Genomic DNA, 11,084 nt, shown 5'->3' with positions numbered 1-11,084 from the left:
CCGCGCCTCAGGAGCGGCAGCGCTCGCACAGGCCGAACAGGTCGACCACGTGCTCGATCTCGGTGAAGCCGTGCTCGGCGCCGACGCGCTTCGTCCACTCCTCGACGACGGTGGCCGAGAGCTCGACCGTCGCACCGCAGCTGCGACAGATGAGGTGATGATGGTGGCCTTGCGTCGCGCAGGAGCGGAACAGGTTCTCGCCCTCGGGAGACTGCAGCGAGTCCGCCTCACCCGTCTCGGCGAGGCCGGCGAGCGCGCGGTAGACGGTCGCGAGGCCGATCGTCGACCCCCCGTCGCGCAGTCCCTGATGCAGCTGCTGGGCGCTGACGAAGCCGCGGGCCTCGGCGAGCGCGGCGCGCACCGCCTCGCGCTGCCAGGTGTTACGCCTCGGCTGCATCACAGTCCTCCCGTCGCTTGGCATCCACCGTAGCGAACTTCGGCGGGCGCGGGAGCGCGAATGCGCGGGCGAGGGATCGCACCGCCAGCGCGAGCACGAAGAGGCCCGTCAGCACCAGCCCGACCGAGCCCCCTGCCGCGACGCCGAACTCGCGCGAGATCCAGAGGCCGAGCAGGCCGCCGAGCACCCCGATCGCGGCGGCGAGGGGAGGGATCCACTCGATCCGCCCCACGAGCACGCGCGCGGCGGCGGCCGGCGCGATGAGCACGGCGACCCCGAGGATCGCGCCGACCGCGGGCATCGCGACGACCACGGAGGCGGCGATCACCCCGGTCACCACGAGCTCGATCGGCCAGCCGCGGAAGCCCGCTGCGGCGAAGCCGACGGGGTCGAAGGTGTGGAACAGGATGCTGCGCCGGGTCGCCGCGAGCACCAGCGCCGACGCCACGAGCACGCCGGCGGTCGCCGCGACATCGCCGCCGGTGACGCTCAGGGGCGAGCCCACCAGCAGCGCCTCGACCGGCACGCCGAGCCCCGGGTTGAGACTCGCGAGCAGCGTGCCGAGCGCGAAACCGAACGAGAGCACGACCCCGCTCGTCACCTGACGACCCTGCTGCGGGATGCGCGACAGGAGCGTCATGAGCAGCACGAGCACGAGCGCGAACAGCGCCTGCCCGAGCAGCAGGTTCCAGCCGAGCACGGCGAAGACGACGCCGCCGGGGAAGGTCGCGTGGCTGAGCGCCACCGCGAAGAACGAGCGGCGCCGCAGCACGATGAGCGTGCCTGCGAGACCCGAGAGCAGGCCGAGCAGCGCGAGCTCGAGCGCGGCGAGCGCGAGATAGCTCATGCGGCGCGCTCCCGGATCCCTCGCCCGCCGTCGCGGCCGTCGCCGGAGCCACCGGTTTCCGTCCGCAGCAGCGGTGAGCGCCGCAGCACGACCACGCGGAGCAGCGCCGCGAGCAGGTAGCCCGCGATGAGCAGCAGCACCACCACGGCACCGGGAGACACGGTCGCCCCCGAACCGACCGACCACTCGAACGAGAGCCACAGACCCGCGACGCCCGCGACGAGCGGGAGCAGGATCGCGAGCGGGATGAGCAGCGCGAAGCGGCGCGTCAGCAGTCGCGCGGCGGCCATGGGCACGGTGAGCAGGGCGATCACCATCAGCACTCCGAGCGCCTGCACGCCGGCGACCACGAGCAGCGCGACGGCGACTCCGAGCGACAGGTCGGCCGCGAGCGGGCGGAAGCCGGCGGCCTCGGCCCCCGCCGCGTCGAACGCGCGGAACAGCTGGGCCCGCCAGGTCGCGAGTACCACGAGCACGGCCGCGACGGCCACGACCAGCACCTGCGCGAGCTGCGCCTCCGTGACGGTCAGCAGGCGCCCGAACAGCAGATCCTGCAATTGCGAGACATAGCCCTCCTGCAGCGACACGAGCACGATGCCGAGGCTGAAGAGCCCGGTGAGCACGACCGCGATGGCGGCGTCGGCCCCGACCCCGCCGCGGCGCTCGATCGCGGTGAACAGCACGGCCGCGATCACCGCGGCGACCGCGGCTCCCGGCAGCAGCGCGGCCGATCCGCCCACCGCTGCACCGATGACGAGGCCGGGGAAGACGGCGTGCACGAGCCCGTCGCTCACGAACTCGAGCTCGCGGAAGCCGATGAAGAGACCCACGACGCCCGCGGCGACGGCGAGGATGACGACCGTCGCGAGCGCGCGCCACATGAAGGGCAGCGCGAAGATCTCGAGCGGACCGAACTCGGAGGCGAGGGATCCGACCGCGGCGAGCACTACTCGGTCTCCCGGGTCGTCGTGACCGTGTGGTGGTCGAGCTCGACCGTCGTGTCCTGGAACGCGTGCTGCACCGCCGCGAGCGTGAGCGCCTCGTCGAGCGGGCCGAACGCGGCGGGGTGCCCCGGCTGATCGGCCTCGTGCCCGCTCGAGAGCAGCAGCACGTGGGTGCAGGCCTCCTGCGCGATCTCGAGGTCGTGGGTCGACACGATCACCGTGCGGCCCTCCTCGCGCAGCCCGCGCACCAGGCCGAGCAGCGCTTCCCGGTTCTCGCGGTCGAGGCCGTTGAACGGCTCGTCGAGCAGCAGCAGGCGCGGATCGGAGACGAGGGCGCGCGCGAGGATCCCTCGCTGCTGCTGACCGCCGGAGAGCTCGCCGAAGCGGCGCCTCGCGAGGGCCGCGAGCCCGACTCGCTCGAGCGCACCGCTCACCGCGGTGCGGCCATCTCGGCCGATCGGCCGCAGCGCCCCCCTCGAGCGGTACAGGCCCATCGTCACCACCTGCCGCAGCGTCAACGGGAGGTTCGCGTCCCTGGTATCGGCCTGGGGCAGCGTGCCGACGAAGCGCCGCGCGCGCCGGGGCGTCTCTCCGAGCACCCGCACTTCGCCCGCCGTGAGCTCGGCGAGGCCGAGGATGCCGCGCAGCAGCGTCGACTTGCCCGAACCGTTGGGGCCGATGAGCGCCACCGCAGTGCCCGCGGGCACTTCGAGTGTCAGGCGCTCCACGCGCGTGACGCCGTCGTAGCCGAAGGCCGCCCCGACGAGCGAGAGCGCGGACGCGCCACCCCCGGGGTGCCCGGACGACGCGGCGCTCCCGACGCCGACGGTCTCGCACGCGGCGCCGGGAGCGGGGTCCGAACCGGCGGGAATCACCCTTGCAGACTATCGGGAAGCGGCTGCGGCTCCACTCCCCACGCCTCGAGGATCACGCGGGTGTTGTGCTCGGTCGCGCCGATGTAGGTCTCGCCGTCGGTGCCCTTCGCGCCGAGCGAGTCGGCGAAGAGCGACTCGGCGTCGACGACCTGCACGCCGGCCTCCTTCGCGATGGTCTGCGCGAGCTTCGGGCTCATGGACGATTCGACGAACACGGCCTTCACGCCGCGCTCCCTGATCGAGGCCACGAGCGCGTCGATCTCGGCGGCGCTGGGCTCGGCGTTGTCCTCGAAGCTCGGCAGGATGGAGCCCGCGAACTCGATGCCGTAGTCGTGCAGGTAGTAGCGGAGCGAGTCGTGGCCGCTCACGAGCACCCGCTCCTCGGCCGGCACGCGCTCGAACTGGGCGGTGATCCAGGCGTCGAGGTCGCCGAGCTTCTGAACGTATTCCTCTGCGCGCTGCGCGTAGTCCTCGGCGTCGGCGGGATCGGCCTTCGCGAGACCCTTCGCGATCTCCTCGACCATGCCCTCGGCATTGCGAGGGCTCGTCCAGATGTGCGGGTTCACGTCGCCGTGATCGTGATCGCCGTGGTCGTGCGCCTCCTCGCCGTGCTCGTCGGCCTCGTGGCCGTGCTCGTCGGCGCCGTGCTCGTCGGGCGCGCCGCCGTCCTCGGCGTGCGCGACCTCGCCCTCGTGCGCATGATCGTGGTCGTCCGCGACGGCGCCGCCCTCCGCCGTGATCTCGCGCAGCACGGTCTCGTCGAGGCCGTGGGCCGCGGTGATGATCTCGCCGTCGAAGCCCGAGGCCTCGATCGCGCTGTCGACGAAGGTCTCGAGGCCCGCCCCGTTGACCACCAGCACGTCGGCCTCGCCGAGCGCCAGCAGGTCGGCGGGGGTCGGGTCGAAGTGGTGGGCCGAGGAGCCGGGCTGCAGCAGACCCGTGACCTCGACGTCGTCTCCGCCGACCTCAGAGGTGAAATCCGCGAGCTGCGTGGTGGTGGCGACGACGGAGAGGGATCCCTCCCCGCCGCCCGCGTCGCCCGATGCCGTGCTCGAGCACGAGCTCAGGGCGAGCGCTGCGACGAGCGCGAGACCACCGAGCGCGGCGGGCTTGAGGATGGATGCGGTGCGCGAGACGCGCGGTGTGCGTGAGACGGGTGCCATGATTCGCTTCCTAAATGAGAACGACAATCACTTTACCCGTAAATGATAACGGTTCGCAAAAGCAGTACGGTGCGACCCGCGACGATCGAGGTCAGTTGTGGGGTGTGTCGCGCGGCGAATCGCCTCGACACACCCCACAACCGACCCGGATCGTGCGCACGTGTCGTCGATGACCCCGTGCGACAGCAGCGCAGGCTGCGTAGGCTGACGTCATGAGCGCACTGCCCGAGACCGCCGTCGCCCTGCGCGACGCGCTGCGCAGGGGCGAGGTCACCGCCGTCGAGGCCGTCGAGCACTTCCTCGGACGCATCTCCGAGGGCGACGACCTCGACGCCTTCATCGCTGTGAGCGCCGACCGGGCGCGCGACGAGGCGCACGCCGCCGACGCCCGCTTCGCGGCCACACCCGCATCGGAGCGAGCCGGCCTGCCCCCGCTCCACGGCATGCCCATCGCCTTCAAGGATCTCGTCGATGTCATCGGCTCGCCGACGACCTTCGGCACGGCGGCACTCCCCGTCGCGCGCCCCGCCCGAGACTCCCCCGGAGTCGCGGCGCTGCACAACGCCGGGGCGATCTCCCTCGGCAAGACCCAGGTGCCCGAGTTCGGCCTCAACGCCTACTCCGAGAACCGCATCGCACCGCCCGCCCGCAATCCGCTCGATCCCTCGCGCACCCCGGGCGGCTCCTCGGGAGGCAGCGCCGCGGCCGTCGCGGCAGGCATGCTGCCCGTCGCCCCGGGCAGCGACGGAGGCGGCTCGGTGCGCATCCCCGCGCTCGCATGCGGGCTCGTGGGGCTGAAACCGGGCCTCGGCTCGGTGCCCGCAGACCTGCTCGAGGGCCCGACCCCCGGCCCCGTCGACCCGTTCGGCGCACCGCGCCTCGCCGTCTCGGGCCCGCTCGCGCGCACCCCGGAGGACGCGGCCCTGCTCTACGATGCGATGCGCGGGCATGCTGGCGCCTCCGTGACCGGGAGCGCTTCCGCAGGCCCGGGCGCCTCCGGCGGCGAGGGATCCGCGCTCGCCGCCGTGCGAACGGCCGACGCCCTCACGGGTCTGCGCATCGGGCTCAGCGCCGCCTCGCCCTTCGAGGCCGCGCACCCCACGCCGCTCACCGAGGAGGCGCGCGAGGCGTGGGAGATCGCGGCCTCCCGACTCGCCGAGCGCGGGCACCGGGTCGAGGAGGCGGAGTTCCGCTACGATCCGCGCTACCCCGAGACGTTCGCCCGCTGCTGGACGGCGGGGCTCTCGCTGCTCGAACTGCCCGAGGGCGGCGCGGATCGGCTGACCGACCTCGCGCGCGTGTTCCGCGAGCGGGCACTGGGCCGATCCCTCGACGAGCACCTCGAATCCGCCGCCGTCATCACCGCCATCGCCGCCGACTTCCGGGATCAGTGGGGCGCCTACGACATCGTGCTGACGCCGGGCCTGGCCGCACCGCCGCCCGCTGTCGGGGCCTTCATGAGCCTCGCGCCCGACGACGACTACCGGGCGCAGTGCGAGTGGACGCCCTTCACCTCGATGGTCAACGTCTCGGGCCTGCCCGCGATCGCGGTTCCCACGCTCGAACTGCCGGGCGGGCTCTCGATGGGCGTTCAGCTCATCGGACGCGCGGGGTCGGAGGCGCAGCTGCTGCGGCTCGCCGCCCAGCTGATGCGGTGCTGAGGGGAGGGATCCCTCGCCGATCAGCGCAACGGGTCGCCCATCAGCTCGCGCGCCCGCTCCATGAGCGAAAGCGTGGCGAGCGTCTGGTCGAGCGGCCGCAGCGGCGACTCGGCGAGACCCGCATCGAGGCAGCGCGCCACCTCGAGCGCCTCCCAGAACAGCTGGGTGTGGGCGAGAGCCGGCTCGTCGTAGCGCAGCTCCTCTCCGTCGTGGAAGCGCACGACGACCGGACCGGGCTGGTAGAAGGGCGCGTCGAGCACGAGCGTCGCCTCAGTGCCCGCGACGTAGGCCGTGGTCGGGGTGTCGGCCATCATCGAGGCGCTCACGGTCGCGAGGCGATCGCGCCCGTCCGCGAGCAGCGCGTGGAACTGCCCGATCGCGCCCGGCGCCTCCACGCCCGCGACCGCGTGCCGCATGCCGTGCGCTGCCGCGACCCGCAGGCCGGGCAGCACCTCGTTCGCGAACATCATGACGTAGGTGCCGATGTCATTCATCGCGCCGCCACCCTGCGCGGGGTCCATGGCGCGGTGGTGGTCGACGAGGCGCTCGCCGAGGTTCGCCGAGACCTCGACCACCTCGCCGAGCATGCCGCTCGCGAGCACCTGCCGCACGACCGAGTAGCGGGGCAGCGCCAGCGTCCAGACCGCCTCCATCGCGAAGAGTCCCTTCGCGCGGGCGAGTTCCACGAGTTCCCGCGCCTCGGCGACGGTCGGCGTCATCGGCTTCTCGATCAGCACGGGCCTGCCCGCTTCGAGCGCGAGCTTCGCGTGGGCGAAGTGGTCGAGATGCCCGGTCGCGACGTAGACGACGTCGACATCGGCAGCGGCGACGAGCTCCTCGTACGAGCCGTAGGCGCGCTCGATGCCGTGCTCGACAGCGAACTCCTCGGCACGTGCCTGGGTGCGCGATCCGACCGCGACCACCCGCTGGTTCGTGTTCTGCTGCAGCGCCCGCACGAACTGCGCGGCGATCCAGCCGGTGCCGAGGACCGCCCAGCGCTGCACCGGCCCGGCCATCGGGTCGGGAACGGCGGGCTGCGGCATCGCACGGGCGGTCATGCGACGTCCTCGATCCTCACGAACGCGCCGCCGTTCCGCATCGACGCGACGGCCGCCGCCGCGACGCGGGTCGCGACAGCACCGTCCTCCACGGTGGCGAGCGCGGGCGCGCGACCCTCGTCGAGCGCCGTCACCCACTCCTGCAGTTCGAGGCGGTAGGCCTCGGCGAAGCGCGGGCGGAAGTCCTCCGGGATGCCGGTGCTCGTCGCGAGCTGCGTCGAGACGGCGACGCGGTGCGGCTCGGTGATCGACACGGCGCCGCTCTCGCAGACCACCTCGCAGCGCATGTCGTAGCCGTAGCGCGCGTTCAGGAAGACCTCGACGGTCGAGAGCGCCCCATCGGCGGTGCGGAGGAGGATCAGGAAGGGATCCCTCAGCCCTCCGCCCGTAGACGACGGCGTCTCGGGCGCGTGCCAGCTCACCTCGGTGACGGGCGAGTCGAGCAGCCACGGCACGAGGTCGAGGTCGTGGATCGCGGAGTTGAAGATCACCGTCTCGTCGGTGGCGCCGGGGCCCGAGGCGACCCCGCGGCCGATCGAGTGCACCATGACGGGGCGCCCGTGCTCGCCCGAGGTCACGACGCGCTTCTGCTCGACGTAGCCGGGATCGAAGCGGCGCATGAAGCCCTGGTGCACGAGCGGGATGCCCTCGCCCACAGCGGCGCGGTGCGCTTCGACGACGCGCTCGGCGTCGGCGACGGAGTACGACAGCGGCTTCTCGCAGAGCGTCGGCTTGCCCGCGGCGATGCAGGCGAGGGTCTGCTCGGCGTGCAGGAAGTCGGGCGATGCGATGAGCACCGCGTCGACCTCGGGGCAGTCGATGAGATCCTGCGCATTGTCGAAGGCGAGCGCGCCGGGGATCGCCGCGGCGGCGGCGCGGGCGCGCTCCATATCGACGTCGGCGAGGGCGGTGACGACCGCCCCCGACACCTCGGTATGCAGGCACTGCGCGTGGAAGGCGCCCATCACACCCGTGCCGATGATCCCGATCCTCATACGAACCCCTTTGTACTGACAAATGCGAACGGAACGAATCTAGCCGAATATCGGGCGCCGTGTCGATGAACGGACGGATTCGTCACGATGTTCTCGGAGGAGAAGGAACCCGTGCCGGCGGAGCGACGATGGAGTGATGGAACTCCGCCGGCACGGGTGGTCGATGGGACTACACGAGCATGCGCGCACGGAACCGATCGATCGATTCCGGCGGGATGCCGTGCGCGAGAAGGAACGACTCCAGGCTGCCGTGGCGCTCGATGAGGGCGTCGAGCACCTCGACGACGATGCCGCCCCGCGGCACCCCCTTGGCCTCCTCGAGCGTGAACAGCGGGATCCCGGCCTGCACGTAGTCTCGCGCGGCACGCTCCCAGAACGGGCTCTCCGCGAGGAAGCGGCAGGAGACCAGGTAGTCGGCAGAGATGGTCTCGCGCGGCACGCCGAGCAGTTCGAGCAGCACGGCGACGACGACGCCCGTGCGGTCCTTGCCCGCGGTGCAGTGCACCACGGCGGGCCGCTCTGCGGCGAGCAGCACTCCGACGGCCTCCGCCACGCGATGGCCGAAGCGCTCCCAGTAGAGCCGGTACTGCTCGTCGACCGCGGGCTGGGTGACGCCGGCGGCGTTCATGAGCTGATCGTCGTGCAGCGGCACGCTGCGGTGCTCCACCCCGAGGCCGTCGACGCGGTCGGGGTTCGCGAGCCGCTCGGTGCCCTCGCGCAGATCGAGCACGAGCCCGATGCCCAACCCGCGCAGCGTGTCGAGGTCGGCGTCGGTGAGGGCGTTCAGCGCGTCGGCGCGGTAGAGCAGGCCCGGCCGCAGCGCGGATCCGGAGGCCGCGTACCCGCCGAGGTCGCGAAAGTTGTGAGCGCCGTCGAGCAGCATGCGTCCGGCCGCGACGCGCTCGGCGGATTCGGCGGGCCCGTCGACCTCGGCAGGCCGGGTGGTTCCGTGCTGCGTGCGGTTCATCGTGCGGTTATCGCTTTCTCGCCGGCGCTACCGGCGGGGTGGAACGACGACCGGGCAGCGATCGGTCGCGATCAGGGGGACGCGATCCCCCTGAGCCGGTCGTTCGTCGGGTGGTTGTAGTGGGAGGAGTATTCGTACTGGTGCCGCGAGTTGAAGGAGCGCCGCACCTCCTGCACGACCGGCGTGCCCTCCGGGATCCCGAAGAACTCCGCGGTCTCGCCCGTCGCGAGCACGGCGACGAACTCGAACTCGGCGTGGTGGATGCGCACGCCGCTCTCCCGCAGCAGCGCTTCGAGGCTCTCGGTCTCCAGACGCTCGGGATTGAAACCCAGATACTCCGAGAGGATCCAGTTCTCCAGCACCGCGATCGGCTCGTCGTTCGCGCTCCGGTGGCGCAGGATGTGCGTGACCTTGGCGCCGAGCGGAAGCTCGGTGAGCTCCGCCAGCGCCTCGTCGACGATCAGCTCCTCGAACGCCAGCACCTTCGAGAGCGGCCGCCGCGCCGAGGCCGAGATCGCGTCGAAGAGCGTCGCGAAACTGCCCGGTGTGCGCGTGATCGGAGCCGCCCGTACGATGCGCGTGCCCTTTCCTCTCCCCCGCTCGCGCGAGATGATGCCGCGCTCCTCGAGCTTGGCCATCGCGCGACGGAGCGTCGAACGGGCCACCCCGAAGCCGGCGCAGAGCTCGTTCTCGGAGGGCAGCAGCGCGTCGCGGGCCAGCTTTCCGGTGCGCAGCGCACCGTCGACCTGGAACACGATCTGCAGATAGAGGGGGATCGAACTGGCGTGGTCCACCGCGGTGAAGGCCTCTTCGAATGCCACACGTGCCATCGTGTCCTCGCTTCGTTCGTCTCACGGCGCCGGGAGTCTCCCTCATGCTATGGCCTCCGAGGTCGCCTCCGGCGACGGGGCGAGGGATCGGCGGTCCCGATCCCTCGCCACCCGCATCGCGGCCGGGGTACGGCCGAACCGGTCAGCGGCTGGAGCGCCAGAAGTCCTGCCAGGCGACCGTGTTCTTGTAGTCGTCCTCGAGGTACTCGGTGCTGAAGGGCTGGGCCTCGTCGGCGATCAGCGGGTCGAGTCCGTATGCGTCCTCGGGTGCGACGACGTCGGGATTGTAGGAGCGCTTGCCGTCGGGCATGATGAACTCCATGCCCTCCTGCGAGGTCGCGAAGTGGATGTACAGCTTCGCCGCGTTCGGGCTCTTGCTCTTGGACGCGTAGGCCATCGTCTGCGGCATCGGCCCGGCGACGTACGGCTCGAGCCCGGCGCAGGGAGCCATGCTGTAGCCCTTCTCGGCGTTGTTTCGGAGCTTCGCGGCGGCCGTCTGGCCGAGCGGAGGAGCCTCCTGACCCGGCGCGCCGACGGCCTCCGAGACCTCCTCGTCGCTCTTGAACACCGATGCGTTCTTCGCGAGGCGCTTCAGCCACTCGTGGAAGGCGGTCGGCTCGTCGGTCTCGAGCTTCTCCCCGTACAGGTCCTCGTAGGCCTTCGCCCACTCGTCCGCGTGATCGCGGGCCGACTGGTTCCAGATGTTCGTGTACATCGCGCGCGCCTCGGGGTCGGGCAGCGCGACCTTGCCCTTCCAGTCCTCCTCCGTGAGCTCCCACAGGTTGGAGACCGGGCAGGTGTCGCCGTAGGCCTCGGTGTTGTACATCCACCACAGCCAGTTGCCGCTCGTCAGGTAGGGGTAGCGGGCCTCCTCGGGCAGCTTGTCGTAGACGTCGCCCGGCACCCAGTTGGTCAGGATGTCGTCTCGCAGCAGTTCGGCGTAGAAGGCCGGCGGCTCTGAGATCGCGAGCACGTCCGCGATGACGTTGCCCGAGTCGTGCTCCCGCTTCACCTTGTCGATCGCGTTCGTCTCGATCTTCACGCCCTCGGCTTCGATGCCGTACTTCGCGGTGAAGGCCTCAGTGATCTGGGAGACCTTGCCGGTCTCGTCGTAGATCGTGATCGGCCCCTCCTTCTTGGCCGCCTCGACCAGCGCGTCGAGATCGAAGCCCTCCGCCGTCTCGTCGGGCTGCAGCTCGATCTCCTGGCGCTGATCCTTCTGCGCGGCCGCCCCGCTCGTGTCGGCTCCGGGAGGCGCGCAGGCCGTGACCCCGAGGCCGAAGGCCAGGGCGATGACGGCCAGTCCGGTGGCGCGCTGCAGTGTCTGTCGTTTCATGGTTGAGCTCC

At 71.6% G+C, this 11,084-nt stretch carries 11 protein-coding genes; 1 reads left to right on the top strand and 10 read right to left on the bottom strand.

What is annotated here, in order from left to right:
* Positions 1 to 7: 7 nt before the first annotated feature.
* The 5 genes from J4H91_RS03705 to J4H91_RS03685 are packed head-to-tail and all read right to left on the bottom strand — an operon-like array spanning position 8 to position 4,226.
* Positions 8 to 397, bottom strand: coding sequence for a Fur family transcriptional regulator (locus tag J4H91_RS03705; protein ID WP_208044909.1), 390 nt, complete (start codon positions 395 to 397; stop codon positions 8 to 10).
* The gene (locus J4H91_RS03700) at positions 381 to 1,244 is read right to left on the bottom strand and encodes a metal ABC transporter permease (protein WP_208044908.1); all 864 of its coding nucleotides are present in this window, start codon (positions 1,242 to 1,244) and stop codon (positions 381 to 383) included. Before J4H91_RS03700 ends, J4H91_RS03705 begins: the two co-directional genes overlap by 17 nt.
* Positions 1,241 to 2,191, bottom strand: coding sequence for a metal ABC transporter permease (locus J4H91_RS03695; protein WP_341783428.1), 951 nt, complete (start codon positions 2,189 to 2,191; stop codon positions 1,241 to 1,243). Before J4H91_RS03695 ends, J4H91_RS03700 begins: the two co-directional genes overlap by 4 nt.
* The gene (locus J4H91_RS03690) at positions 2,191 to 3,063 is read right to left on the bottom strand and encodes a metal ABC transporter ATP-binding protein (protein WP_341783427.1); all 873 of its coding nucleotides are present in this window, start codon (positions 3,061 to 3,063) and stop codon (positions 2,191 to 2,193) included. Before J4H91_RS03690 ends, J4H91_RS03695 begins: the two co-directional genes overlap by 1 nt.
* Positions 3,060 to 4,226: a metal ABC transporter substrate-binding protein gene (locus J4H91_RS03685; protein ID WP_208044907.1), complete on the bottom strand. Its 1,167-nt coding sequence runs from the start codon at positions 4,224 to 4,226 to the stop codon at positions 3,060 to 3,062. Before J4H91_RS03685 ends, J4H91_RS03690 begins: the two co-directional genes overlap by 4 nt.
* A gap of 212 nt (positions 4,227 to 4,438) precedes the next feature.
* Between J4H91_RS03685 and J4H91_RS03680 the strand changes: the two genes are divergently transcribed.
* A complete protein-coding gene (locus J4H91_RS03680) occupies positions 4,439 to 5,887 on the top strand; it encodes an amidase (protein ID WP_208044906.1) in 1,449 nt (482 codons plus the stop codon).
* Positions 5,888 to 5,907: 20 nt separating this feature from the next.
* Here J4H91_RS03680 and J4H91_RS03675 read toward each other — a convergent pair whose 3' ends face one another.
* From J4H91_RS03675 to J4H91_RS03655, 5 genes are all read right to left on the bottom strand, one after another.
* Positions 5,908 to 6,945 (bottom strand): Gfo/Idh/MocA family protein, encoded by a 1,038-nt coding sequence (locus J4H91_RS03675; RefSeq protein ID WP_243752594.1) that lies wholly within the window; start codon positions 6,943 to 6,945, stop codon positions 5,908 to 5,910.
* Positions 6,942 to 7,940 (bottom strand): Gfo/Idh/MocA family protein, encoded by a 999-nt coding sequence (locus J4H91_RS03670; RefSeq protein WP_208044905.1) that lies wholly within the window; start codon positions 7,938 to 7,940, stop codon positions 6,942 to 6,944. The genes J4H91_RS03675 and J4H91_RS03670 overlap by 4 nt, the downstream gene beginning before the upstream one ends.
* A 169-nt stretch (positions 7,941 to 8,109) precedes the next feature.
* Positions 8,110 to 8,907, bottom strand: a complete 798-nt coding sequence (locus tag J4H91_RS03665; protein ID WP_208044904.1) for a tyrosine-protein phosphatase — start codon at positions 8,905 to 8,907, stop codon at positions 8,110 to 8,112.
* Positions 8,908 to 8,978: 71 nt separating this feature from the next.
* Positions 8,979 to 9,728, bottom strand: coding sequence for a UTRA domain-containing protein (locus tag J4H91_RS03660; RefSeq protein ID WP_208044903.1), 750 nt, complete (start codon positions 9,726 to 9,728; stop codon positions 8,979 to 8,981).
* A gap of 151 nt (positions 9,729 to 9,879) precedes the next feature.
* Positions 9,880 to 11,073 (bottom strand): ABC transporter substrate-binding protein, encoded by a 1,194-nt coding sequence (locus J4H91_RS03655; protein WP_208044902.1) that lies wholly within the window; start codon positions 11,071 to 11,073, stop codon positions 9,880 to 9,882.
* Positions 11,074 to 11,084: the final 11 nt, after the last annotated feature.

The sequence above is a fragment of the Leucobacter ruminantium genome (genome assembly GCF_017565705.1).
GTDB lineage: Bacteria > Actinomycetota > Actinomycetes > Actinomycetales > Microbacteriaceae > Leucobacter > Leucobacter ruminantium.
Note: the sequence above shows the minus strand (reverse complement) of the source record. Positions and strands in the feature narration are given on the sequence as shown.

Bases quoted from the DNA above. Each gene is read 5' to 3' on its own strand.
- J4H91_RS03685 (WP_208044907.1), bottom strand. From the start codon at position 4,226: ATGGCACCCGTCTCACGCACACCGCGCGTCTCGCGCACCGCATCCATC.
- J4H91_RS03700 (WP_208044908.1), bottom strand. From the start codon at position 1,244: ATGAGCTATCTCGCGCTCGCCGCGCTCGAGCTCGCGCTGCTCGGCCTG.
- J4H91_RS03670 (WP_208044905.1), bottom strand. From the start codon at position 7,940: ATGAGGATCGGGATCATCGGCACGGGTGTGATGGGCGCCTTCCACGCG.
- J4H91_RS03680 (WP_208044906.1), top strand. From the start codon at position 4,439: ATGAGCGCACTGCCCGAGACCGCCGTCGCCCTGCGCGACGCGCTGCGC.
- J4H91_RS03705 (WP_208044909.1), bottom strand. From the start codon at position 397: ATGCAGCCGAGGCGTAACACCTGGCAGCGCGAGGCGGTGCGCGCCGCG.
- J4H91_RS03675 (WP_243752594.1), bottom strand. From the start codon at position 6,945: ATGACCGCCCGTGCGATGCCGCAGCCCGCCGTTCCCGACCCGATGGCC.
- J4H91_RS03655 (WP_208044902.1), bottom strand. From the start codon at position 11,073: ATGAAACGACAGACACTGCAGCGCGCCACCGGACTGGCCGTCATCGCC.
- J4H91_RS03665 (WP_208044904.1), bottom strand. From the start codon at position 8,907: ATGAACCGCACGCAGCACGGAACCACCCGGCCTGCCGAGGTCGACGGG.